General features: G+C 40.5%; 23 protein-coding genes and 3 tRNA genes. 13 read left to right on the top strand and 13 right to left on the bottom strand.

Annotation, left to right across the window (positions count from 1 at the left end; translation table 11 throughout):
- Positions 1-6: 6 nt before the first annotated feature.
- Positions 7-315, top strand: a complete 309-nt coding sequence (locus OU683_RS12205) for a hypothetical protein (protein WP_268138677.1) — start codon at positions 7-9, stop codon at positions 313-315.
- Positions 316-502: 187 nt separating this feature from the next.
- Positions 503-2,770, top strand: a complete 2,268-nt coding sequence (locus tag OU683_RS12210; RefSeq protein WP_268138679.1) for an aconitate hydratase — start codon at positions 503-505, stop codon at positions 2,768-2,770.
- Positions 2,771-2,974: 204 nt separating this feature from the next.
- Here the strand turns inward: OU683_RS12210 and OU683_RS12215 are convergent, their stop codons facing one another.
- From OU683_RS12215 to OU683_RS12230, 4 genes are all read right to left on the bottom strand, one after another.
- Positions 2,975-3,397, bottom strand: coding sequence for a hypothetical protein (locus OU683_RS12215; RefSeq protein WP_268138681.1), 423 nt, complete (start codon positions 3,395-3,397; stop codon positions 2,975-2,977).
- Between the two features lie 187 nt (positions 3,398-3,584).
- Positions 3,585-3,668 (bottom strand) — tRNA-Leu (locus tag OU683_RS12220).
- Positions 3,669-3,920: 252 nt separating this feature from the next.
- Positions 3,921-3,993, bottom strand: a tRNA-Lys gene (locus OU683_RS12225).
- Between the two features lie 200 nt (positions 3,994-4,193).
- Positions 4,194-4,266 (bottom strand) — tRNA-Lys (locus OU683_RS12230).
- Between the two features lie 132 nt (positions 4,267-4,398).
- On the opposite strand from OU683_RS12230, the gene OU683_RS12235 reads away from it, so the two are divergent.
- A complete protein-coding gene (locus OU683_RS12235) occupies positions 4,399-4,920 on the top strand; it encodes a shikimate kinase (protein ID WP_268138683.1) in 522 nt (173 codons plus the stop codon).
- On the opposite strand, the gene OU683_RS12240 is transcribed toward OU683_RS12235, so the two are convergent.
- Together OU683_RS12240 and OU683_RS12245 are read right to left on the bottom strand one after the other, a co-directional pair.
- On the bottom strand, positions 4,912-5,415 hold the full coding sequence (locus tag OU683_RS12240; RefSeq protein WP_268138686.1) for a phosphoribosyltransferase family protein: 504 nt from the start codon (positions 5,413-5,415) through the stop codon (positions 4,912-4,914). The genes OU683_RS12235 and OU683_RS12240 overlap by 9 nt on opposite strands.
- Positions 5,416-5,457: 42 nt before the next feature.
- Complete coding sequence (locus OU683_RS12245) at positions 5,458-5,838, bottom strand: RNA-binding S4 domain-containing protein (protein ID WP_268138688.1); 381 nt, start codon at positions 5,836-5,838, stop codon at positions 5,458-5,460.
- A gap of 77 nt (positions 5,839-5,915) precedes the next feature.
- Between OU683_RS12245 and OU683_RS12250 the strand changes: the two genes are divergently transcribed.
- The gene (locus OU683_RS12250) at positions 5,916-6,821 is read left to right on the top strand and encodes an FKBP-type peptidyl-prolyl cis-trans isomerase (protein WP_268138690.1); all 906 of its coding nucleotides are present in this window, start codon (positions 5,916-5,918) and stop codon (positions 6,819-6,821) included.
- A gap of 47 nt (positions 6,822-6,868) precedes the next feature.
- Here the strand turns inward: OU683_RS12250 and OU683_RS12255 are convergent, their stop codons facing one another.
- The 3 genes from OU683_RS12255 to OU683_RS12265 all read right to left on the bottom strand — a co-directional run bounded on the left by OU683_RS12255 (position 6,869) and on the right by OU683_RS12265 (position 9,517).
- A complete protein-coding gene (locus tag OU683_RS12255; RefSeq protein ID WP_268138692.1) occupies positions 6,869-7,477 on the bottom strand; it encodes an outer membrane beta-barrel protein in 609 nt (202 codons plus the stop codon).
- Positions 7,478-7,597: 120 nt separating this feature from the next.
- Positions 7,598-8,551: a transketolase family protein gene (locus tag OU683_RS12260; RefSeq protein ID WP_268138694.1), complete on the bottom strand. Its 954-nt coding sequence runs from the start codon at positions 8,549-8,551 to the stop codon at positions 7,598-7,600.
- 120 nt (positions 8,552-8,671) lie between these two features.
- Positions 8,672-9,517, bottom strand: coding sequence for a transketolase (locus OU683_RS12265; protein WP_268138696.1), 846 nt, complete (start codon positions 9,515-9,517; stop codon positions 8,672-8,674).
- A 267-nt stretch (positions 9,518-9,784) separates the two neighbouring features.
- Here OU683_RS12265 and tgt point away from each other — a divergent pair, with 267 nt between their 5' ends.
- The 9 genes from tgt to OU683_RS12310 all read left to right on the top strand — a co-directional run bounded on the left by tgt (position 9,785) and on the right by OU683_RS12310 (position 19,433).
- A complete protein-coding gene (gene tgt / locus OU683_RS12270) occupies positions 9,785-10,915 on the top strand; it encodes a tRNA guanosine(34) transglycosylase Tgt (protein ID WP_268138698.1) in 1,131 nt (376 codons plus the stop codon).
- Between the two features lies 1 nt (position 10,916).
- A complete protein-coding gene (locus tag OU683_RS12275) occupies positions 10,917-11,993 on the top strand; it encodes an LptF/LptG family permease (protein ID WP_268138700.1) in 1,077 nt (358 codons plus the stop codon).
- Positions 11,980-12,903, top strand: coding sequence for a DMT family transporter (locus OU683_RS12280; RefSeq protein ID WP_268138702.1), 924 nt, complete (start codon positions 11,980-11,982; stop codon positions 12,901-12,903). The genes OU683_RS12275 and OU683_RS12280 overlap by 14 nt, the downstream gene beginning before the upstream one ends.
- A gap of 45 nt (positions 12,904-12,948) precedes the next feature.
- A complete protein-coding gene (locus OU683_RS12285; protein WP_228912881.1) occupies positions 12,949-13,902 on the top strand; it encodes an acetyl-CoA carboxylase carboxyltransferase subunit alpha in 954 nt (317 codons plus the stop codon).
- A 167-nt stretch (positions 13,903-14,069) separates the two neighbouring features.
- Positions 14,070-15,623 carry a replicative DNA helicase gene (dnaB, locus tag OU683_RS12290; protein WP_268138704.1) on the top strand — a complete coding sequence of 518 codons (1,554 nt, stop codon included), beginning with the start codon at positions 14,070-14,072 and terminating at the stop codon, positions 15,621-15,623.
- 97 nt (positions 15,624-15,720) lie between these two features.
- Positions 15,721-16,962, top strand: a complete 1,242-nt coding sequence (locus tag OU683_RS12295) for an asparagine synthetase B (RefSeq protein WP_268138724.1) — start codon at positions 15,721-15,723, stop codon at positions 16,960-16,962.
- Between the two features lie 27 nt (positions 16,963-16,989).
- Positions 16,990-18,096 carry an AI-2E family transporter gene (locus OU683_RS12300; RefSeq protein ID WP_268138706.1) on the top strand — a complete coding sequence of 369 codons (1,107 nt, stop codon included), beginning with the start codon at positions 16,990-16,992 and terminating at the stop codon, positions 18,094-18,096.
- Between the two features lie 44 nt (positions 18,097-18,140).
- Positions 18,141-18,971, top strand: a complete 831-nt coding sequence (locus tag OU683_RS12305; RefSeq protein WP_268138708.1) for an amidohydrolase family protein — start codon at positions 18,141-18,143, stop codon at positions 18,969-18,971.
- A 21-nt stretch (positions 18,972-18,992) separates the two neighbouring features.
- Entirely contained in the window at positions 18,993-19,433 is a 441-nt protein-coding gene (locus OU683_RS12310; protein WP_268138710.1) for a secondary thiamine-phosphate synthase enzyme YjbQ, read from the top strand.
- A gap of 334 nt (positions 19,434-19,767) precedes the next feature.
- Here the strand turns inward: OU683_RS12310 and rplT are convergent, their stop codons facing one another.
- From rplT to thrS, 4 genes are all read right to left on the bottom strand, one after another.
- Positions 19,768-20,112 (bottom strand): 50S ribosomal protein L20, encoded by a 345-nt coding sequence (gene rplT / locus OU683_RS12315; protein WP_029037720.1) that lies wholly within the window; start codon positions 20,110-20,112, stop codon positions 19,768-19,770.
- 136 nt (positions 20,113-20,248) lie between these two features.
- Positions 20,249-20,446 (bottom strand): 50S ribosomal protein L35, encoded by a 198-nt coding sequence (rpmI, locus tag OU683_RS12320; protein ID WP_029033297.1) that lies wholly within the window; start codon positions 20,444-20,446, stop codon positions 20,249-20,251.
- 68 nt (positions 20,447-20,514) lie between these two features.
- Positions 20,515-21,033: a translation initiation factor IF-3 gene (gene infC, locus OU683_RS12325; protein WP_268138726.1), complete on the bottom strand. Its 519-nt coding sequence runs from the start codon at positions 21,031-21,033 to the stop codon at positions 20,515-20,517.
- 58 nt (positions 21,034-21,091) lie between these two features.
- Positions 21,092-23,038: a threonine--tRNA ligase gene (thrS, locus tag OU683_RS12330; protein ID WP_268138712.1), complete on the bottom strand. Its 1,947-nt coding sequence runs from the start codon at positions 23,036-23,038 to the stop codon at positions 21,092-21,094.
- Positions 23,039-23,599: the final 561 nt, after the last annotated feature.

Raw genomic sequence — 23,599 nt, forward strand, 5'->3', positions numbered from 1 at the left:
TATTCCATGATAAATTTTCTGGCGAAATTTAAAATACCTGTGATCGTAGTTTTCTTTGCCTGCCAGTTCTTGTGGTATAGATCTGGGGCCAATTTTCTTGATTGGCAAAGTTTTACCTTCCTTTCCACAATGAGCTTTGTTTTTCTCACCGGGTTTTGGCTTTTTCTTTTGTTCGACATGATCAATACTAAAATCTTCAACAAAACCTTTTGGCTGATTTCTATGCTTATCATGCCCTGGATTGCGCCTGCCTTATATCTCTTTCAACGGAAAAAGCTGCAGCATATAAGAACCTCGATCTTTAGAAAAGATTAAATATTTCTTCATTTTTATCATTTTCTTATTTTAATGCTAATTTTGTGTCATTAGCTTATTTTTCTGCAGCCTATTTTCAGGAATCATTAAATTATCTTTAGGTAATTTTCATGTTTTGTAATGATTTTTTAATTCGGTCGGGAATTCGTAATTTTGCAACACTTCAGTATAAAAATTTAAACAAGATATGGCTTACGATATTGATATGATCAAGAAGGTTTACAGCCAGATGAGCGAGCGGGTGAATACTGCACGTGAGATCGTTGGAAAACCTTTGACTCTTTCAGAAAAGATCCTTTATTCCCATCTTTGGGATGGAAAACCTTCTCAAAAATTTACCAGAGGTAAAGATTATGTAGAATTTGCACCAGACAGGATCGCCTGCCAGGATGCTACCGCACAAATGGCTCTACTGCAATTTATGCAGGCAGGGAAGAAGAATGTTGCAGTTCCTACCACAGTTCACTGTGATCACCTTATCCAGGCAAAACTTGGAGCTCAATTTGACTTGCCAAGTGCAAAGAAATCCAGTGACGAAGTTTTTGACTTCCTGGAGTCTGTTTCCAATAAGTACGGAATTGGTTTCTGGAAACCGGGAGCGGGAATTATTCACCAGGTAGTTTTGGAAAACTATGCTTTTCCGGGAGGAATGATGATTGGTACAGATTCGCACACCGTTAACGCCGGCGGACTGGGAATGGTTGCTATTGGTGTTGGTGGTGCAGATGCTGTTGATGTGATGGCAGGGATGCCGTGGGAACTTAAATTCCCGAAATTAATAGGTGTGAAGCTAATTGGAAAACTTTCGGGGTGGACTGCTCCAAAGGATGTAATTTTAAAAGTTGCAGGTATCCTTACTGTTAAGGGGGGAACCGGGGCAATTATAGAATATTTTGGGGAAGGCGCCCAATCAATGTCGGCCACAGGTAAAGGTACTATTTGTAACATGGGGGCAGAAGTTGGGGCAACCACTTCTACTTTTGGTTACGATGAGTCAATGGCCAGATATTTGCGAGCCACCAATCGTGCAGATGTTGCAGATGCAGCCAATGAAGTAAAAGAACACCTTACGGGAGATGATGAGGTGTATGCAAACCCAGAACAGTATTTCGATGAGGTGATCGAGATCAATCTTTCTGAATTGAAACCGCACCTTAATGGACCTTTTACTCCAGATCTTGCTACTCCAATTTCTGAAATGGGAGAGAAGGCTAAAAAGAATGACTGGCCTATCAATGTTGACTGGGGACTTATTGGTTCCTGTACCAATTCGTCTTACGAAGATCTTACCCGTGCCGCTTCTATTGCTAAACAGGCAGTAGATAAGAAAGTAAAAGCGAAGTCTGATTTTGGGATCAATCCAGGATCTGAAACAATTCGTTTTACTGCGGAAAGAGATGGTCTTTTAAAAATATTCGAAGATCTTGATGCTACTATTTTCACCAATGCCTGTGGACCTTGTATTGGACAGTGGGATAGGAGCGACCGCAAGGGAGAGGAAAAGAATACTATAGTGCATTCTTTTAACCGAAACTTCTCAAAAAGAGCAGATGGAAACCCCAATACTCATGCTTTCGTTGGCTCCCCTGAGCTGGTAGCAGCAATTGCAATTTCGGGTAGGCTGGATTTTGATCCAACTACAGATACTTTGCTTAATGAAGATGGGGAACATGTTAAGCTTGATGAGCCTACAGGTTTAGAATTGCCACCTAAAGGATTTGATGTTGAGGATCCTGGCTATCTTGCCCCAACGGCAGATGGTGCGAGTGTTGAAGTAAAAGTTAGTCCAACTTCTGAAAGGTTACAGTTGCTCGAGCCATTTGAGCCGTGGGACGGTAAAAACCTGATGGGGGCTAAACTCCTAATCAAAGCCTTTGGAAAATGTACAACAGACCATATTTCTATGGCAGGACCATGGTTGCGATTTAGAGGACATCTGGATAACATTTCAAACAACTGTTTGATTGGAGCTGTAAATGCTTTTAACAAGAAAACAAATTTCGTAAAGAGCCAGATCACCGGCGAGTACGATGGAGTGCCAAACACTCAGCGTAAATATAAGGCAGCAGGAATACCTACTGTAGTGGTGGGAGACCATAATTATGGAGAGGGATCTTCCAGAGAGCACGCTGCAATGGAGCCAAGACACCTGGGAGTAAAAGTAGTACTGGTAAAATCTTTTGCAAGGATACATGAGACGAATCTGAAGAAACAAGGTATGCTCGGGATAACTTTTGCAAATGAGAGCGATTATGATCTTATCCAGGAGGATGATACCTTTAATTTTATAGATCTTGAAGGTTTTGCGCCAGATAAGCAATTAACGATTGAGATCGTGCATGCAGATGGCTCAAAGGATACCATTAAGGCGAATCATACTTACAACCTGCCTCAAATTGAGTGGTACAAAGAAGGTTCTGCCCTTAACCTTATCAAAAAGCAGAACGCTGCTTAAGAAGAAGATGATTTAAGAATATAAATAAAACTCCCGCAACCGCGGGAGTTTTTCTTTTCTATAAAAAGTATTTAAAAGAAAAAAGCAACTCCGAAGAATTGCTTTTAAAAAGTAGATGAGAACTCCGGAGGTTTATTTCCGGAGGATTCATCAAGTAATTTTTGCCCCCCAGTAAAAATTACTATTTGTTCTCATCTATTTAATTTATGGTAGGGATTCCAACTTATTCTTGTGTTTAAAAAGAACATCAAGAGTCGAGGATGGAATGTCCTGATTATAAAGTGTTTCGTAGTACAATTTAATATTTTTTTTCTCTTTTTCATAACATGCCTTCAAATTTAAATTATTGAAGGTGTTGCGGGCTAGGTAATCCAGCTTAAGAAAGACAGGTAAAAAATTCAAGACGGCAGTACCAACAGTGGAAGTCTGGATTGAATTTTTTATGTTAAACAGAAGCTTTCTTAACTCCAGTTTGGCTTTTTCTCTAATCTCTATCAATTTAGCAATATTCTCCGCCATGTCTTTATCTTCCTCTTTAAGATCGTAATAAAGAACATAATACATTTGAAGAAGATCATCGTTCGATAGATCTAATTTTAACAGCTGAGAGTATAATTGAAATTGCATCTTTCTTTGCTTAAAGAGTAATTATCTATGATAAATGTAATCTTTATTTCTTCTCATGAAGATGCTAAGATAGTGATTAACAGAAATTTATGCTTTGTGTAAGAAGTTGAGTAAGAAAAGTGAAAAATCTTAACGATTGTAAGAGAATTCGCTAAGAAAAAGATGGAGTTTTCTAATTTGGAGAAAGTGCCCAGAGCGGGACTCGAACCCGCACGCTCTAATGAACACATGGCCCTCAACCATGCCTGTCTACCAGTTCCAGCACCTGGGCATTCTTTAAGATTTCATTAACCAACCCGTAGGTACATTTTTAAGAAATCAAATAATAAAAAAAGTGACCTTGAACTTTTTTAGTTGAAAAACAAAGAAGATTTGTAAAACAACCAGAGAAAAATTGATTCTGATAAGATCATTTCTTTTCACCTAAAACCTGGATGTCACCTTTCCAGCAGATCTTCTATAATTTAAGGCGTGCCCGAATAATAAGGCGTGAAATATCTTGCAGAATCTTGTATTAAATAAGTGACCTGGCTGGGACTCGAACCCAGGACCCTCTCCTTAAAAGGGAGATGCTCTACCAACTGAGCTACCAGGTCAATATATAAAGAACTCGAAGTGATCTGGCTGGGGATTCCCTCAACACGCTTCACTTCGTTCAGCTGCTCGGGACAGGCTTTTCGCCCAGAAAGATCAGAACTTTAATTTGTGATCTGGCTGGGGCTTCCCTCGACACGCTTCACTTCGTTCAGCTGCTCGGGACAGGCTTCTCGCCCAGAAAGATCAGAACATTAATTTGTGATCTGGCTGGGGCTCGAACCCAGGACCCTCTCCTTAAAAGGGAGATGCTCTACCAACTGAGCTACCAGATCTTCTTTGTTGCATTTTTGCTAATGCGGGTGCAAATATACCCACATTAATTTATTTTTCAAGAACAAATTGACATAAATTTGACCATCAATTTAAACTTGGGGTTAAACTCCTTCTAAATCATATATTTAAGTATGAAATTAATTCTCGCAGGTTATATGGGATCCGGAAAAACAGCGGTTGGAAAGGCTCTTTCCGCTCATTTGTCGATGGATTTTATTGATCTGGATAATGAAATAAGTGTAGAAGAAAATAAATCTATTCCTGAAATTTTTTCGACATCGGGTGAAATTTACTTTAGAAGAAGGGAAGGAGAAGTGCTAAAAAAGCTTCTGCAGCAGGAAAGAAGTTTCATTCTTTCACTGGGAGGAGGAACCCCGTGTTATGGAAAAAACCTTCAGCTCATTAAAGATGCACCCAATACCACTTTAATATATCTAAAGACAGGCTTACTGCAGCTAAAGGCAAGATTAATTCAAGAAAAGGATAGCAGGCCGTTAATAAAGGATCTTAAGACTCCCGAGGTGCTGGAAGATTTTATTAGAAAACATTTATTTGAGCGCACCTTCTATTATAACCAAAGTGATCTCACCATTTCAACCGATGAAAAATCTGTAGAACAGATCGTGCATGAAATAAGTGAAAAGCTAAATTAGTTCCACTCTGGCAGCATCTTTATTGAAATGCACCTTAACCGTCTCGTGAATAGAAGTGGAGAGAGAGATCCCTTTAAAATCGGCTTTTACGGGATAATTTTTATGACTCCGGTCCACGAGAACTGCAGTCTTGAATTTTTTAAGGGGTACATCCAAAAAATGCCGTACTCCATAGATCAAAGTTGTACCCGAGTTAAGGACATCATCAATTAATACAAGAGCCTTATTACGGTAATCCTCGGGGGGCAGGCTGGTGGTGATCTCCTCCAGCGGATTCTTCTTATTTATTTTTACCTCGCAAAGCAATACTTCAAGTTCTGAGATCTTCTCAAGTTCTGCCTGGAGTTTTTGTGCAAGCTCAAAACCACTTTTGGCAATTCCTGCCAGGATGATCTGTTCTTCGTCTACATTGCTTTCGTATATCTGGTAAGCGATCCTTTTAATCTTATGGTTGATCTGCTCATTGTTCAGGATCAAAACAGAATTATTCTCCATGGGATGTTTTTTTCAAAGATAGTAATTGGGTATGTAATTTTATTAATCCTCATCAGCTTCGGGATCGAACCAGTCATCCAATTCCCTGCGGTCTTTTTTGGTTGGTCTTCCCGTTCCCTTTTTCCGGTAATAATCCTGTGAATATTTAAGGAGCTCTCTTTTTTCAAGTTCTTCGCTGGGAGTGATATCTGTGATATAGAGATTCACCAGTTTTGCTCCCACCCGGCTCTTTGGAAGATCCAGTACATCTATCTGGTAGTTGATCTGATTTTTCCTTACCTGTATCTTATCTGCAGGATAAACTTCTCTGGATGGCTTAACTATGGCATCATTCATTCTTACTTTTCCCTGTTTGCACGCCTCTGTTGCAACGCTTCGGGTTTTGAAATATCTCACACACCATAAAAATTTATCTACTCTCATATTTGTACAGTAAAAATCGGTCTATCTTCAGCAAAAATACAAGAATATTGTATCTTGCGGCCCTAAATTACCTATTGATGAAACTGAATAAACTTTTGTTTTTATATCTTTTTACAGCTGTGTTTATGCTTTCATGTGAAAAGGATGATGATGGTCCCGAAGTTGTTCCTCCAAGAGACAGGGGAGAACAGGAGTTGAAGGACCAGGCTGCATTGGATGAATATCTTGATACGCATTTTTATAATTACGAGGAGTTTGAAACCGCCCCTGAAGGTTTTGACTACAGGATAGAAATTGACACTATTAATGCTGAAAATGCCGGTAAAACTCCTTTAAGCCAGTCACCGTTGCTGGAGACAAAGAAGTTTAACTATGAAGGAGTAGAGTATACTTACTACGTTCTAAAGGTACGGGAAGGTGCAAGTGAGCAACCGCAACCAAAATTTAGTGATTCAACTTATGTTTCCTATGAAGGTTCTTTACTTAACAGGAATGTTTTTGATTCTTCTCAAAGTCCTGTTTGGTTCGATCTCACCCAGACAATTCCTGGTTTTGGACAGGCCATGACCGAGTTTCGTGGTGCGTCCAGTTTTGAGGTATTGCCAGACAATAGCGTGGAATGGAGTAATGATTACGGCATTGGTGCAATGTTCCTTCCATCGGGACTTGGTTATTTTAGTTCCTTTGAGGGAGATATTCCTTCCTATAGTCCTTTGGTCTTTACCTTTAATCTCTACAGGGTTAATGAGGCAGATCATGACCGGGATGGAATTCCTTCATGGATGGAAGATCTTGATGAAGATAAAAGACTTATAAATGATGATACAGATGGGGATAACGCGCCAAATTATTTGGATAGAGATGATGACGGGGATTTTATTCCCACCCTTGAAGAAATATCTGATGAAGAAGGAAATATTATTTTTCCCTATCCCGATGTAGACGGGGATGGAACACCAGATTATCTGGATCCTGACAATTAATCAAAAAAGCCCCGAAAGGGGCTTTTTTTGATATTCAAATTTGTGGTCTATAAACTAAGGGAGAGACCAAAAATGATTTGGCTTGGACGGGTATCAACTCTTTTTAATTCTACGCCACCACCGTCACGAATCATGAATTCGGCTTCGTTTTCTTTAAGTGCCCTTTCATATCTCACATCAAGGCCCAATTTACCCAGCTGGATCCCTGCACCCAATTGTGCGCCAATAGTAAATTCATCCTTAACGTCTCCCAGTTCAAAACCTTCAAAATCATTGTCAACAATGTATTGTAAACTTGGGCCTGCAAATATCCTTACCGGGCCAAAAACTTTTGTGCCCACTAATATTGGAAGATCGATTTTAGATACATTATAATCTGCCTCCTGCTGGTTGAATTGGTAGGAGCTTTTTGTAGTGGTGTACACCAGCTCGGGCCTTAGAAAAAAACCTAGAATATTTGCTTCGTAATAAATACCAAAATGATATCCCATTTTGCTTTCTCCGCCTTCCAGGACGTCTTCACCGGCATTTGTAACATCGTTGTAGGTTATCTCTCCATTATCGGCATAATTGAGGCCCCCTTTAACTCCGAATCCACTTTGTGCCATTGCTGCGGAAGTTGTTGCAAACATTAAAATTATTAGGTACTTTTTCATAAAAGGTTTGTTTAGGTTATAGCTTTAAAACGGTTGTTGGATTATTTTATTTGCTCAAAAAATAAAGCCTCTCCAAAATGTCATTTTAGAGAGGCTTTAAAATTAAGAGATTTTGGATAATTATTTTCTCTTGATCACTTTTTCTGAAGCTTTTACAATAGCAGCAGCATTCAATCCGTATTTTTCCATAAGCTGCTCGGGGGTTCCACTTTCACCAAAAGTGTCCATAGTAGCAACAAATTCCTGCGGAGCAGGATGATTTTGAACCAAAGTTCGTGCTACGCTTTCTCCGAGTCCGCCAAGGAAGTTGTGCTCTTCGGCAGTTACAACGCATCCGGTTTTTCCTATTGAAGCCAAAATTGCCGCTTCATCAAGAGGTTTTATGGTGTGGATGTTGATCACTTCAGCCGAGATTCCTTTTTCTTCAAGTTCTTCGGCAGCTTGTAGTGCTTCCCAAACCAAATGGCCTGTGGCAATGATAGTTACATCTTTACCTTCATTCAGCAAAACTGCTTTTCCGATTTCAAATTTTTGATCTTCAGGAGTGAAATTGGCAACCTTTGGCCTTCCGAAGCGAAGATATACAGGGCCATGGTGCTCTGCAATTGCAATGGTAGCAGCTTTCGTTTGATTGTAATCACAGGTGTTGATCACTGTCATCCCCGGCAACATCTTCATAAGACCGATGTCTTCAAGGATCTGGTGCGTTGCACCGTCCTCTCCCAGGGTAAGTCCCGCGTGAGAAGCACAGATCTTTACGTTCTTGTCTGAATAAGCTATAGACTGCCTTATTTGGTCATAGACCCTTCCGGTTGAAAAGTTGGCAAAAGTTCCCGTGAAAGGAATTTTTCCACCAATGGTCATCCCGGCGGCAATTCCCATCATGTTAGCTTCAGCTATTCCTACCTGGAAAAAACGCTCTGGATGATTCTTTTGAAAATCTCCCATTTTTAAAGACCCTGTAAGATCGGCACAAAGGGCAACTACATTAGGATTATTTTTTCCAAGCTCGGTAAGGCCATCGCCAAATCCCGAGCGGGTATCTTTACTTCCTGTATTGGTATATTTTTTCATTTTTTAAACTTTTTCTTCCGCAGCTGGCTTGAAGGCAGCAGGCGGAAAATATTAAAAGCATTGTTTTAGGAGTTTGAAACAGACCTTATTTAAGATCTCATATCTCAATTCTCACATCTGTTAATAGTCGCCTAAAGTTTCTGGGTTTTGAGCCAAAGCTTTTTCCAGCTGCTCATCATTTGGAGCAACTCCATGCCACTTGTGAGTGTGCATCATAAAATCTACGCCATGTCCCATCACAGTAGTCATTATTACTGCTACAGGTTTTCCTTTTCCTGTGCGGCTTTTAGCTTCCTCTAATCCTTTAATAACTTCAGAAATGTTGTTCCCGTCTTTGATCTCAAGAACATCCCAGCCAAAGGCTTCAAATTTTGCTGTAATGTCTCCCATAGGTAAAACATCATCTGTACAGCCGTCAATTTGTTGATGATTTCGATCTACAGTGGCAATAAGGTTGTCAACTTTTTTGGCAGCTGCATACATGATGGCTTCCCAATTTTGACCTTCCTGAAGTTCCCCGTCACCGTGAAGTGAGTAAACAAGGTGCTTATCTCCATTTATCTTTTTTGTGTTTGCAGCACCAATGGCCACAGATAGTCCCTGGCCTAAAGATCCCGATGCAATTCTTACTCCCGGTAGTCCTTCATGTGTTGTAGGGTGGCCCTGTAATCTTGAATTGATAAGTCTGAAAGTGTTGAGTTCCTCTATCGGAAAATATCCGCTTCGGGCAAGAACGCTGTAAAATACCGGGGAAATATGACCATTGGAAAGGAAGAACAAATCTTCTCCATTCCCATCCATGTCAAATCCTTCTTTGCGATCCATCATCTCCTGATAGAGTACGCTGATAAATTCGGCACAGCCCAAAGATCCTCCCGGGTGTCCGGAATTTACTTTGTGGACCTGCCTTACAATATCCCTTCTTACCTGGGAGACAAAATCTTCTAGTTGTTGTGTGTTTGGCATCTGGATTTAATTAAATGTGCTGCAAAAATACTATTTTATCAACGCTTTGGAAATCAACTCATGCCTATTCTTTTCAAAAGTTGTGAAGAATTAATGGTTGAGAGTTAAAGTGGATAGGTGGAAAATGGAAAACTACGCTAAAAAGTCACAAATGCCCTTGTGAACAATTGGTCTTCGAGGTGGTAATTAATCCTGCTGCTGACTTCGTACTTCTAAGTTCTAACTTCGTACTTAAATTGGTTATCTTTGCGCCCATTAAAATCTTCTATGAAATTTGAATTAGCAGTGACAGATCCCGGCAGCAGTGCACGTGCCGGAGTTATAACTACAGATCACGGAATTATCGAAACCCCCATCTTTATGCCGGTGGGAACCATAGCTACTGTAAAAGGAATCAGTCAAAAGGACCTCAAAGAAGAGGTAAACCCCGATATAATTTTAGGAAATACGTATCACCTTTATCTGCGGCCTCAAACCGAGATACTGAAAAAGGCCGGCGGACTTCATAAATTTATGAACTGGGACCGTAATATACTTACTGATAGTGGCGGGTACCAGGTCTATTCTCTTTCTGAAAGACGAAAGATCAAAGAAGAAGGCGTGAGATTCAAATCGCACATCGATGGATCCTACCATAATTTCACCCCCGAGAATGTTATGGAGATCCAGCGAAGCATTGGAGCAGATATTATTATGGCATTTGACGAATGCACACCATATCCATGCGATTACAAATACGCAAAGAACTCCATGCATCGTACCCATCGCTGGTTGGATCGATGTATAACCCATTTCGATAAGACGCCGCCACTTTACGGCTATTCACAGGCTCTTTTCCCTATTGTACAGGGGAGTACTTATAGAGACCTAAGAGAACAATCGGCTGAATATATAGCTGCAGCCGGGGCTGAGGGTAATGCTATCGGCGGACTTTCAGTAGGGGAGCCGGCAGAAGAAATGTACGCCATGACCGAAATCGTGACCAACATCCTTCCTAAGGAAAAGCCGCGTTATCTTATGGGAGTTGGAACCCCAATTAATATTCTGGAAAATATTGCCCTGGGAGTAGATATGTTCGATTGTGTAATGCCAACCAGAAATGCCAGAAATGGAATGCTCTTTACTGCCCATGGCACCATTAACATCAAGAATAAGAAGTGGGAAGATGACTTTTCTCCTATTGATGACAGCGGTATGACTTATGTCGATACTTACTACACCAAAGCATACTTAAAACATTTGTTTTCGGTCAATGAATTGCTTGGCAAGCAAATTGCTACCATGCATAACCTCGGCTTCTACCTTTGGTTGGTTCGTGAAGCCAGAAAACATATCTTAGCCGGGGATTTTGCCTCCTGGAAAAATATGATGGTACAGCAAATGAACAAACGTCTCTAAATTGAAGATCCTCGACTGGTACATATTAAAGCGATACCTGGGAACATTCATTTTAATGTTGCTCCTCTTTATACCAATTGGTATAACTGTGAACCTGGCCGAGAAGATAGATAAGATCCTGGAGAATGAAGTGCCATTTTTGGAGGTGGTGAATTATTATATCGACTTTACGATCTATTTTGCCAACCTGCTTTTTCCTTTATTCCTGTTTCTTTCGGTTATATGGTTTACCTCTAAACTTGCTCAGAATACAGAAATTATTGCCTTTTTAAGTAGTGGGGTTTCCTTCTGGCGGTTTCTTCGGCCTTATTTGATAGGGTCCACAATTGTTTGTGCAGCTGCTCTTGTCATGGGAATGTACCTTGCTCCAACTGCCAGTAAGGGGTTTAATGAATTTAAATATACTTACTTAAAAAAGGGAAGCGAAGTGCAGGAGACCAGTGATGTCTACAGGCAGATCAACGATAATGAATATATTTACGCCTCCCATTTTCAGCCCCGAATTAATTCAGCTCAAAACTTCACTTTAGAACATTTTGAGGGGAATAAAATGCTCTTTAAAATTAGCGCAACCAGGTTAAAATTAAATGAAGAAGATTCAACCTACACTTTGACCAACTATAATAAAAGAATAATTGGGGAGGAAGAAGATGAATTGATCTCAGAAATAAGTAAAGACACCATTCTTCCTTTTGATTTTGATGAACTCACACCGGTATCTTATATGGCGGAGACTCTTAACTATAATGAACTTGAAGCCTTTATCGAGCAGGAAAAAGGTCGTGGTTCGGGGAATATAAACCGCTATAAGGTTGTGGCCTATAAACGGTGGAGCCTTCCGGTTTCTGCCTATATACTTACCGTAATTGCAGTTGCCGTTTCTTCGATGAAACGCCGTGGGGGAATGGGAGTGAACCTGGCACTGGGTATAACCCTTGCCTTTGTTTTTATATTTATGGACAAGGTTTTTGGTACAATTGCCGAGCAGAGTACTTTCTCTCCTCTTCTGGCCGTATGGTTTCCCAATATTTTCTTCGGAATTTTAGCTGTTTACCTGCTCTGGAATGCTAAGCGATAAAGTTAAAGCTTACCTGCATTTTCACTTAATTGTGTTTATCTGGGGATTCACCGCTGTTTTGGGAGCATTGATTACGCTGGATGCCGTGCCGCTGGTATGGTACAGGATGTTAATGGCGAGTGGCTTTATTTTTTTATGGATCAAATGGAAGAAGAAAAAATTACGTCTTGCACCAAAACGGGTCCTTGTCATGTTGATTGCCGGGATGATAATTGCGCTTCACTGGCTTACTTTTTTTGGAGCCATTAAAGTATCCAATGTTTCTATTACACTGGCATTGCTTTCTACCGGGGCTTTTTTTACTTCAATCCTGGAACCTGTATTTTATAAACGGAAGGTAATATGGTATGAGATCCTTTTTGGCATCATTGTAATTTGCGGTCTTTACATTATATTTAAGGTAGAGACAGAATATGTCCTGGGAATCCTTCTTGCTTTGATTTCTGCATTTCTTTCGGCAGTTTTTTCCCTCATCAATGGAAAACTGGCACAAAAGGAAGATGCTTCGGTTATTTCTTTTTACGAACTGCTCACTGGTACAGGAGCCATAACTATATATCTGCTTATAATGTCATTTTTTGAAAGTAGTACGGCAGGTTTCAGCAGTGAGTTTTTCAATGTTTCGGCTATGGACTGGACCTATCTTATCATTTTGGCTTCGGTGTGTACTGCCTATGCTTTCATAGCTTCTGTAGCTGTTATGCGACATTTAAGTCCTTATACCATTATGCTTACGATCAATTTGGAACCGGTTTATGGAATTCTTCTTGCATTTTGGATCTTTGGAAGTGATGAAGCAATGGATCCAGGGTTCTATTACGGGGCTGTAATTATCTTAGCCACAGTGATTATGAACGGCATTTTAAAGACGAGGAGAAAATTCAAAAAACAGCCAAAACCTACCTCTTAAGTTTCTTATATTTGTAAGCTAATTAAAAACAACCCATAACTCATTATGGAATATTTAGACTTTGAATTACCTATAAAGGAGTTGGAAGAACAATACCAAAAGGCTTGTGCTATTGGTCAGGAAAGTGATGTGGATGTTACCGCCACTTGTCGTCAAATTGAAAAAAGACTAAACGAGACCAAAAAGGAAATATATAAGAATCTTACTGCCTGGCAGAGGGTTCAGCTTTCCAGGCATCCAAACCGTCCATATACTCTTGATTATATTAATGCTATTTGTGGTGACACATTTCTTGAGCTTCACGGGGATAGAAATGTAAAGGATGACAAAGCCATGATTGGAGGTCTTGGAAAAATTGGGGATCAAAGTTATATGTTCGTTGGTCAGCAAAAAGGATATAATACCAAAACCCGCCAGTATCGTAATTTCGGAATGGCAAACCCAGAAGGTTATCGCAAGGCCCTGCGGCTTATGAAATCTGCTGAGAAATTTGGTATCCCTGTAGTGACTTTCGTAGATACTCCTGGTGCTTATCCAGGCCTTGAAGCCGAAGAACGTGGACAGGGAGAGGCTATTGCCCGAAATATTCTTGAAATGACCCGCTTAAAAGTGCCAATTATCGTTGTGATTATTGGAGAAGGAGCAAGTGGGGGAGCCCTTGGAATTGGAGTGGGAGATAAGGTACTAATGCTTGAAAATACATGGTACTCTGTAATTTCGCCCGAATCCTGTTCTTCAATTTTATGGAGAAGCTGGGAGTTTAAAGAAAAAGCAGCCGATGCTTTAAAACTTACCGCCAAGGATATGAAAAAGCAAAAGCTTATTGATGAGATCGTCAAGGAACCGGTTGGAGGTGCCCACAGCAACAGGGAAATGACTTTTGAAATTGTTAAGAATGCCATTTCTGAAGCTTATGGTGAGTTTAAAAACTTATCACCAGAAGAATTGACGAAAAAACGAATGAATAAGTATTCCCAAATGGGAGTCTTTAAAGGTTAAATCCTTACTACATAAGAAAGAAAAAAATCCGAAGAGTAATCCTTCGGATTTTTTTGGCCTTATCAACAAATAATTAAAGTTGTCAACAGTTAAAATGTTCATAAACTGTGAACTAAGTAAAGCTGTTTTCAACGAAGTACTAAACTCTATTTTTCTACTTTCGTAATATGGAAAAAGTCAAAGCCCCACAAAATATCAATTACAGTCCCGGGAATGTCATCAATCTCGAGAAAGGAAAAATTCCTCCGCAAGCTGTTGATTTAGAAGAAGTTGTGCTTGGAGCTATGATGATCGATAAAAGAGGGGTTGACGAAATTATCGATATTTTACATCCCAACGTTTTCTATAAAAGTGCTCACCAGCATATCTTTGAAGCTATTTTTAAGCTTTTTGAAAACTCAGAACCGGTCGACTTATTAACGGTCTCCAATCAATTAAGGAAAGATCAAAAACTCGAGCAGGTGGGTGGCGATTTTTACCTGGTACAGCTTACTCAAAAAGTATCATCTTCTGCCCATATTGAATTTCATGCAAGGATCATTCTTCAGAAATATATTCAGCGTAGTTTGATTAAGATTTCTAACGAGATCATTGAGGAGTCGTATGATGAAACAACAGATGTTTTTGATCTTTTAGACACTGCAGAATCCAAACTTTACGAAGTAACCCAGGGGAACATCAAAAGATCTTCAGAGACTGCTCAGGATCTTGTAATGCAGGCTAAGAAAAAGATTCAGGAAATTTCGAATAAATCGGGACTTTCGGGAATTCCGTCAGGATTCGAAAGACTGGATAAACTCACTTCTGGTTGGCAGCCCAGTGACCTTATTATTGTTGCTGCCCGTCCCGGTATGGGTAAAACAGCACTTACGCTTTCTATGGCCCGTAATATTTCTGTTGGACAGAATATTCCCGTGGCTTTCTTTTCCCTGGAGATGTCCTCGGTACAGTTGATCACTCGTTTGATATCTTCAGAAACCGGATTGTCTTCAGAAAAACTTCGTACAGGAAACCTTGAAAAACACGAGTGGGAACAGCTTAACGTAAAAGTAAAAGGCCTTGAAAAAGCCCCTCTTTTTATAGATGATACTCCTTCCCTTTCAATTTTTGATTTAAGGGCGAAAGCTAGAAGACTGGCTTCACAACATGGAATTAGATTGATTGTGATTGATTACCTGCAGTTGATGACGGCCGGTGGTAGCCAAAAAGGTGGAAACAGGGAACAGGAAATTTCAACCATTTCCCGAAACTTAAAAGCCCTGGCAAAGGAACTCAATGTACCGGTAATCGCGCTCTCCCAGCTCTCCCGTGCCGTGGAAACCAGGGGAGGTTCAAAAAGACCACTTTTGAGTGACCTTCGGGAATCTGGAGCGATCGAGCAGGATGCCGATATCGTTTCCTTTATTTACCGTCCCGAATATTATAAAATCGAGGAGTGGGATGATGAAGAGCGTTCTCCTACAGACGGGCAGGCAGAATTCATTGTGGCCAAGCACAGGAATGGTGGTCTTGAGAATATTAGGTTGAAATTTGTTGGTCATTTAGGTAAATTCGATAACTTAGATGACTTTGATTCTCCGTCTGAGTTTCATTCGAAAATGAATGATAATGACTCTGGAGATATGAGCTTTACTACCGGCCATTTTCCCAGTGCCGATGAAGCTTTTGGAAGCTCAATGAATGATGATCTAAATGATGACGACAGCGACGTACCTTTTTAAAAATGTGATTTTATTCTTTCCGAATTTCTTCGGAAAATCTCTTACTGATCCTATCCAATCCAAAGCCGGAAAGAATTTTCTTTTTTCCGGCTTTTTTATGCTCCTGTTTTTACTGATGTCTTTCCCGGCCTTGGCCTCTCAAATCCTCATCCCTATGGATGCAGAAGGGCAGCGAAACCATTTGAAGGCTTATGGAATTACTTATTGGATGCTTGAGAAAGATGCAAAAGTGCAGTGGCTGCTCAATTACAGGGGCGGATCGTTTCTTTTACCAGATTCTGAAGAACTGCGCAGGGAGTGCAAGATACGAGGAGTCTCATATGAGGTGATTAGTGATCAAAAAACGGAAAGTATTCTGGAGGAAATTGCCAGCCCGTCCAGGAATATGGAAGCTGTTCTTTTGGAAAAAGCGCCTAAAATTGCAGTCTATTCTCCCGAAGGTAACAGGCCGTGGGACGATGCGGTTACCATGGTGCTTACCTATGCCGAGATTCCATATGAAACAATCTATGATAAGGAAGTCCTTAGTGACGCCCTTTTGTTGTTCGACTGGTTGCACCTGCATCATGAAGATTTTACGGGGCAGTATGGCAAATTCTACCGCAGCTATCGCACCGCTCCCTGGTATATTGAAGATAAGAAACGGGCCGAAGCTTTGGCTTCAGAACTTGGTTATGATAAGGTTTCTGAAGAAAAACTGGCAGTTGCACTTAAAATTAGAGATTACGTTGTTGGCGGGGGTTTCATGTTTGCGATGTGTAGTGCGACAGATAGTTTCGACATTGCCCTTTCTGCCGAAGGCGTTGACATTGCCGAACCCATGTTTGACGGGGATCCCAGTGATGCCGACTATCAGAAAAAACTACATTTTGAAAAGAGCTTTGCCTTTGAAAACTTCATCCTGGAAAGAAATCCAATGGTTTACGAGTTCTCGTCGATTGATATGACCAATAAGCGGCAGGTACCTATGGATGTTGATTATTTTACGCTCATGGAATACTCCGCAAAATGGGATCCTGTACCAACCATGCTTACCCAAAATCATACTAGGCTGGTAAAAGGTTTTATGGGACAAACTACCTCTTACGATCCTGCAAACATTAAACCTACAGTACTAGTGATGGGGCAAAGCAAGATCAATGGCGAAGCAAAATACATCCACGGAATTAAAGGCAATGGTTTTTTTACATTTTACGGAGGTCATGATCCCGAAGATTATCAGCATATGGTAGGTGATCCAAAGACAGAATTAGAACTTCATCCCACCTCTCCCGGCTACCGTCTTATCCTTAATAATGTTCTTTTCCCTGCAGCCAAGAAACAAAAGCAGAAGACTTAGGAGAGGAATTCCTATTTTTACTCCCCTATGGAAAAATCAGAAAATTTCAACAGGAAGGTTATCAGAACAATATTTATTGCATTGCTGATGCTTTCAGCTTTTGCGCTGCTTGTTTTTCATGCCAACTTTTTCCTTTTAGTCTTTGCAGGTATCTTTTTTTCGGTGCTGTTAAACTTTGCTTCGAACTGGATAGTGAGTAAAACGCCACTGAAATATGGATTGGCTTTATTTCTTATCCTGCTTTTAATATCAGGAATTTTGTACTTGATTATTCTTTTAGTCGGTCCTTCTATGGTGGAGCAGGTGCAGGATATGACTGAAACTTTGCCCCGATCTCTACAAAACCTTAGAGAGAAAATTAAACAAACATCTATTGGTAGAAGTTTATTTGAAGAACTTCCAAGTGATCTTGGTTCTTTATTAGAAGAAAGGGGAGAGGTGATGTCACGAATCGTCGGCTCGTTCTCAACTACAATAGGTGCCATAGCAAATTTCTTTATCATTATTGTTACAGGAATATTTTTGGCTTCAAGTCCCGGTATTTATACAAAAGGTTTTACCAGATTATTTCCTGTTAATTTTCGCCCCCGTTTACGGGAAGTAATGGATAAGACACAGTATTCCCTTAGCCTTTGGATGATGGCCAAATTGCTTTCCATGTTGGTAGTGGGAATTTTTACTGCTATTGGGTTGCAATTTCTGGGAATGCCTATGCCTTATGCCCTGGCTTTAATGGCCGCTTTATTCTCATTTATTCCTAACATTGGCCCGTATCTTGCTTTGGCACCCGCAGTACTCATTGCGCTAATGCAGGAAGGTAATATGTTTATTTATGTTCTCATACTTTATTTTAGTATTCAGATTGTAGAGAGTTATTTAATTACTCCTATGATCGAAAAGAAAATGGTGCATCTCCCGCCAGCCCTTACGCTTTTTTGGATGGTTTTATTAGGAGTGCTTACAGGAATTCTGGGACTAATAATGGCCACCCCGATTCTTGCAGCACTTATAGTAATTATTCAAGAGCTATATGTGAAAGATTATTTGGAGGCCCAGAATGAGAAAGCAAATGAAACAGATTCGGAAGTATTGGTTGAAGAAGTAAGTCACGGAAACCCGAAAGCGGAATCCTGAAAAACTTTTCATAGAGGCTTTCAATTTTGGAAAGGAACTTAATCATGAAAAAAATCGACTCCCACCAACATTTCTGGAAATACGATTCCCAAACCTATTCCTGGATTCGAGATGAAATGGCAGTAATTAGAAAAGACTTTTTTCCCAGGAACCTGGAGCCATTGTTGGTTGAAAATGATTTTTCCGGTTGTGTTGCAGTGCAGGGAGAGCAGTCTGAAGCCGAAACAGAAAAGCTGCTGCAAATGGCAGAACAGCATGATTTTGTCAAAGGAGTGGTAGGTTGGGTAGATCTTAATTCTCCAGATGTTGAAGAGCGCTTGAAGCAGTATTCTCAAAACCCATTTTTAAAAGGGATACGCCATACAGTTTGGGATGAAAAAGGGGAATTCATGATTGCTCCCGAATTTCAGCGAGGTTTGTCACTTCTGGCCGGTAAAGGCCTCACTTATGATATTTTGGCTTTTGATTATCAACTGGGGTCTGCAGTTGAAATGGTACGGGCATTCCCGAGGCAGAAATTTGTCCTGGATCATATGGGAAAGCCTCGAATTTCAGGAAAACCGGATAAGCGGTGGACCAGGCATATTGAACAACTGGCAGAGTCGCCGAATGTTTGGTGCAAAATATCGGGATTAGTAACTGAAACTCCTGACTTCAGGTGGAAAAGCATCGATTTCTCCCCTTTTTTGGAGGTCGTAACTAAGGCTTTTGGCGTGGATAGACTCATGTTTGGGTCCGATTGGCCGGTGTGCCTTTCCGCAGCAAATTATAACGAGGTGGTTGAAGTAGTGGAGAAGTTCTTCAGCGGGTATACAAAAGAAGATAAGGAGAGGATCTTTGGGAAAAATGCTTCGGAATTTTATAACTTGAAGTAAAACAAAACTGAAGTGTCAAAAATGGCAAAACTGGATTACATTTTTCAGAAGGAAATAAAGCTTTCAGCAAAAACCAGGGGTTTTCATTTGGTAACAGAGGAGGTGACCCAACAAATTCCGGAGATAAAAGAAGTCTCTATGGGTTTCCTGCAGATCTTTATCAAGCATACTTCGGCCGGACTCACCATTAACGAAAATGCCGATCCTACGGTAAGAGAGGATTTTGAGAGTCACTTCAATAAAATGGTTCCCGAAGATCAGCCATATTATAAACACACTTTAGAGGGAAGTGATGATATGCCTGCACATATTAAAGCTGCTCTTTTGGGTTCTTCCCTTCAAATTCCAGTCACTAACGGTCAACTTAATCTTGGTACCTGGCAGGGAATCTATCTTTGCGAACACCGCGATCATGGCGGCAGCAGGAAATTGGTTTTAACGGTCTATGGGGAGAAGAAGTGAAGTTTTTTGTCATTCTGCCGAAGAGGAATCTCATTATAATGGAAATTCAGAAAATAAAAGATTCATCACTCCGCTATCGCTTCCTTCTGAATGACAGAAAACCGTTTGTCATTCCGACGAAGGAGGAATCTCATTATAATGGAAATTCAGAAAATAAGAGATTCATTACTGCGCTATCAGAAAACCGTTTGTCATTTCGACGAACGAGGAATCTCATCATAATGGCAGAAAAAAAAATATTTGTGAATTCGTGACCAAAAGGGCAGATCGTTTTTAAACAAAAAAGATCCCGCTCTTTCGAACGGGATCTTTACAAGTGAGATAACAGTTTAATTTATTTTACTTTTTTGACGATAGCTTCAAACGCATCGGGATGGTTCATTGCAAGATCGGCTAAAACCTTACGGTTTAGTTCGATTCCTGCGGCTTTCACTTTCCCCATGAATTGTGAATAAGACATTCCGTGCATACGGGCTCCTGCGTTGATACGCATGATCCAAAGTGAACGGAAGTTTCTCTTCTTGGTTTTACGGTCTCTGTAAGCATATAACATTGCTTTGTCAACCGCGTTTTTCGCTACTGTCCAAACGTTCTTACGACGTCCAAAGTAACCTTTTGCTTGCTTAAGAACCTTTTTTCTTCTGGCTCTTTTAGCAACTGAATTTACTGATCTTGGCATATTTTAAAAATTTTTTTGTAGCAGGCGGTCGTTCTTGACACTTTCAACTTTCAGTTCTAAATTCTAACTTCTAAAATCGTACTTCCAGTTGCCTGACTCCAGGGTTATTAAATTTGGTAAACCATCAAAGGTTCAACTACAACAAACGTAATTGAAGTTTGATATTTTTTTCGTCTGCTTCATGTACTAAAGTACTATGAGTCAGAGCCAGCTTTTGTTTTTTAGTCTTCTTTGTTAAGATGTGACTTTTAAACGCATGCTTTCTTTTGATCTTTCCTGTACCGGTAAGCTTGAAACGCTTTTTGGCACTGGACTTCGTTTTCATTTTAGGCATTCTGTCCTTCTTTTAAATTATCTCACTTATTATTGTAAATCATGCGGCTATGAAAAGCTACAGGATTATTAATTCTTGGTCTTTTTGGGAGAAAGAAACATTGTCATTCTTTTCCCTTCGAGTTTAGGCATTTGCTCTACCTTTCCTAGTTCTTCAAGATCGGTAGCAAGGCGCAGTAAGAGGATCTCTCCCTGTTCCTTAAAAACAATAGAACGTCCTTTAAAGAATACGAAAGCTTTAAGCTTTGCTCCATCCTTCAGGAATTTCTCTGCATTCCTTTTCTTAAACTCATAGTCGTGATCGTCTGTGTTAGGACCAAAACGTATCTCTTTTACAACCACCTGGGTGGCTTTGGCCTTTAATGCCTTGTCACGTTTTTTCTGTTCGTAGAGAAACTTTTTATAGTCCATTACTTTGGCAACGGGAGGATTGGCATTTGGGGAGATCTCCACCAGGTCCAGCTCCTGCTCTTCGGCAATGGCTAATGCTTTACGGGTTGGGTACACACCCATTTCCACGTTGTCGCCAACTAGGCGCACTTCTTCCGCACGAATCTTTCCGTTAATTCGATGCGGATCTTCTTTGATTTCTCTTAGAGGTCTTTTGGTTCTTTTTCTACGTATTGCTATGGCTCAAAAATTTTGGTTAAACTTCAAATGTTTTTAAAGTACTATTTACTTCTTTATTCACTAATTCGGCAAAGTCTTCAATTGACATTGTGCCAAGATCGCCTTCCCCATGTCTTCGTACAGAAACCGTTCCATTTTCGGCCTCCTGTTCTCCAACGATCAACATATAAGGAACTTTGCTAACTTCTGCATCCCTTATCTTCTTCCCGATAGTCTCGTTCCTATGGTCTGCAAGGGCGCGAATTTCGTGATTTTCCAGCGAATTTAAAACTTTTTGGCTGTATTTTTCGTATTTCTCACTGAGGGAGAGAATAATAGCCTGTTCTGGCATCAGCCAAAGGGGGAAATTTCCTCCTGTATTCTCCAGCAGTACAGCTACAAAGCGTTCCATACTACCAAAAGGCGCACGGTGGATCATCACCGGGCGGTGCATTTCATTATCACTTCCTTTATAGGTAAGGTCAAAACGTTCGGGTAAATTATAATCTACCTGGATTGTTCCCAGCTGCCATTGTCGGCCAAGGGCATCTTTTACCATGAAATCCAGTTTAGGACCATAAAAAGCAGCTTCCCCGGTTTCAACGACGTAATTTAATCCTTTTTCTTTAGCGGCATTAATAATGGCATTTTCAGCCTTATCCCAGTTTTCGTCAGATCCTATGTACTTCTCTTTATTTTCAGGATCTCTTAAAGAAACCTGTGCAGTGAAATCTTCAAATCCGAGGGAACTGAATACATATAAAGTAAGATCGATTACCTTTTTGAATTCAGAATCTAATTGATCTGGAGTACAAAAAATGTGGGCGTCATCCTGGGTAAATCCGCGTACGCGGGTAAGGCCGTGTAATTCTCCGCTTTGCTCGTAACGATAAACAGTTCCGAATTCAGCAAAACGCTTCGGAAGATCCTTATAGCTCCAGTGCCCATGATTGTATATCTCACAGTGGTGCGGACAGTTCATAGGCTTCAGCAAAAATTCCTCTCCTTCGTTAGGAGTTTTAATTGGCTGAAAGCTGTCCTCTCCATATTTCGCATAATGGCCAGAAGTAACATAAAGTTCTTTTTGGCCAATATGTGGAGTAACCACCATTTCATATCCGGCCTTTTTCTGAGCTTTTTTCAAAAAGTTCTCCAGGCGCTCTCTCAAAGCAGCACCTTTTGGCAGCCATAAAGGTAACCCCTGACCAACCTTTTGTGAAAAAGTAAAAAGTTCCAGCTCACGACCTAATTTACGGTGATCCCTTTTTTTAGCTTCCTCCAGCATTTCAAGATATTCCTTGAGGTCTTTTTGCTTCGGAAATGAAATTCCGTATACCCGTGTCAACTGCGGATTCTTCTCATTACCTCTCCAGTAAGCCCCCGCAACACTCATCAGTTTCACTGCTTTAATCACGCCGGTGTTGGGAAGATGGCCTCCGCGGCAAAGATCGGTGAAGGTGTCGTGGTCACAGAAGGTGATCGTTCCGTCTTCCAGGTTTTCAATAAGTTCAACCTTGAAAGGGTTATTTTCCTTTTTGTAGAAATCAAGGGCTTCCTGCTTTGAAACTTCTCTCATCTGGAAGTCGTGCTTTCCCCGGGAAATCTCCAGCATGCGGTCTTCGATCTTCTTAAAATCGTTTTCAGAGATCTTTTGCTCTCCAAAATCCACATCATAATAGAAGCCGTTTTCAATGGCAGGACCAATAGTTAGCTTAGCTCCGGGATAAAGATCCTGGATCGCCTGGGCCATAACATGAGAAGAGGAGTGCCAAAAAGCCTTTTTCCCCTCATCATCATTCCATGTATATAAAGTAAGGCTGCCGTCGGTATTAAGAGGAGTGGTAGTCTCCACCACCGTATTATTAAACTTTGCCGAAATCACATTGCGGGCAAGACCTTCGCTAATGCTCCTTGCCACCTCCATTGGGGTAGTGCCGTTTTCAAATTCTTTAATACTGCCGTCGGGCAACGTAATCTTTATCATAAAACTTTAATTAAGTGTGCAAAGATAAGAGGTTCATGGGTGCTTTACAATACTATTATATATATGTATCGGTATTTTTTGGGCGTTTCCCCACCTTCGCTGCCGCTTGGATGGGGCCGGGCTATTCGCTTCAATCTTTTTGTCCATGCTTCCCAAAAAGGATTTTCGCTGCTATCCCTAACGCGTAGCGAAGTACGAATAGGAGATACGAAGTAGGAAGTTTAGTTTTTTATTCTTTTTTAAAGCTGGTAACGTCATAACTCTAACTTCTAATTTCGTATATCTAACTATTTTATCACCCTTCAAAAATGTCATTTTCAGCATCTTAGTTTTGGGGGTTTTAAAAATGTCAAAAAAACCTTAAAAAAGTTTAGCTGAAGACTTGCGGGATTGGAATTCGGTTGTATATTTGCAGCCGCTTTGAGAGGGAGTGACACGATGGGGGAGGCATTAGCTCAGCCCAGGTGTAGCAAAGGATTGAAGTAAATAAGTTCTCTGAAAATTTTTTGAATTTTATCTTGGATTGTAAAGGAAATTGGTTTTATCTTTGCATCCGCTTTG

It is taken from the genome of Salinimicrobium sp. TH3 (assembly GCF_026676115.1).
Classification (GTDB): domain Bacteria; phylum Bacteroidota; class Bacteroidia; order Flavobacteriales; family Flavobacteriaceae; genus Salinimicrobium.

What these genes read in the sequence shown, in the direction of transcription:
- OU683_RS12205 (WP_268138677.1), top strand. Translation starts at nt 7, where the DNA reads ATGATAAATTTTCTGGCGAAATTTAAAATACCTGTGATCGTAGTTTTC.
- OU683_RS12210 (WP_268138679.1), top strand. Translation starts at nt 503, where the DNA reads ATGGCTTACGATATTGATATGATCAAGAAGGTTTACAGCCAGATGAGC.
- OU683_RS12215 (WP_268138681.1), bottom strand. Translation starts at nt 3,397, where the DNA reads ATGCAATTTCAATTATACTCTCAGCTGTTAAAATTAGATCTATCGAAC.
- OU683_RS12235 (WP_268138683.1), top strand. Translation starts at nt 4,399, where the DNA reads ATGAAATTAATTCTCGCAGGTTATATGGGATCCGGAAAAACAGCGGTT.
- OU683_RS12240 (WP_268138686.1), bottom strand. Translation starts at nt 5,415, where the DNA reads ATGGAGAATAATTCTGTTTTGATCCTGAACAATGAGCAGATCAACCAT.
- OU683_RS12245 (WP_268138688.1), bottom strand. Translation starts at nt 5,838, where the DNA reads ATGAGAGTAGATAAATTTTTATGGTGTGTGAGATATTTCAAAACCCGA.
- OU683_RS12250 (WP_268138690.1), top strand. Translation starts at nt 5,916, where the DNA reads ATGAAACTGAATAAACTTTTGTTTTTATATCTTTTTACAGCTGTGTTT.
- OU683_RS12255 (WP_268138692.1), bottom strand. Translation starts at nt 7,477, where the DNA reads ATGAAAAAGTACCTAATAATTTTAATGTTTGCAACAACTTCCGCAGCA.
- OU683_RS12260 (WP_268138694.1), bottom strand. Translation starts at nt 8,551, where the DNA reads ATGAAAAAATATACCAATACAGGAAGTAAAGATACCCGCTCGGGATTT.
- OU683_RS12265 (WP_268138696.1), bottom strand. Translation starts at nt 9,517, where the DNA reads ATGCCAAACACACAACAACTAGAAGATTTTGTCTCCCAGGTAAGAAGG.
- tgt (WP_268138698.1), top strand. Translation starts at nt 9,785, where the DNA reads ATGAAATTTGAATTAGCAGTGACAGATCCCGGCAGCAGTGCACGTGCC.
- OU683_RS12280 (WP_268138702.1), top strand. Translation starts at nt 11,980, where the DNA reads ATGCTAAGCGATAAAGTTAAAGCTTACCTGCATTTTCACTTAATTGTG.
- OU683_RS12285 (WP_228912881.1), top strand. Translation starts at nt 12,949, where the DNA reads ATGGAATATTTAGACTTTGAATTACCTATAAAGGAGTTGGAAGAACAA.
- dnaB (WP_268138704.1), top strand. Translation starts at nt 14,070, where the DNA reads ATGGAAAAAGTCAAAGCCCCACAAAATATCAATTACAGTCCCGGGAAT.
- OU683_RS12295 (WP_268138724.1), top strand. Translation starts at nt 15,721, where the DNA reads ATGCTCCTGTTTTTACTGATGTCTTTCCCGGCCTTGGCCTCTCAAATC.
- OU683_RS12300 (WP_268138706.1), top strand. Translation starts at nt 16,990, where the DNA reads ATGGAAAAATCAGAAAATTTCAACAGGAAGGTTATCAGAACAATATTT.
- OU683_RS12305 (WP_268138708.1), top strand. Translation starts at nt 18,141, where the DNA reads ATGAAAAAAATCGACTCCCACCAACATTTCTGGAAATACGATTCCCAA.
- OU683_RS12310 (WP_268138710.1), top strand. Translation starts at nt 18,993, where the DNA reads ATGGCAAAACTGGATTACATTTTTCAGAAGGAAATAAAGCTTTCAGCA.
- rplT (WP_029037720.1), bottom strand. Translation starts at nt 20,112, where the DNA reads ATGCCAAGATCAGTAAATTCAGTTGCTAAAAGAGCCAGAAGAAAAAAG.
- rpmI (WP_029033297.1), bottom strand. Translation starts at nt 20,446, where the DNA reads ATGCCTAAAATGAAAACGAAGTCCAGTGCCAAAAAGCGTTTCAAGCTT.
- thrS (WP_268138712.1), bottom strand. Translation starts at nt 23,038, where the DNA reads ATGATAAAGATTACGTTGCCCGACGGCAGTATTAAAGAATTTGAAAAC.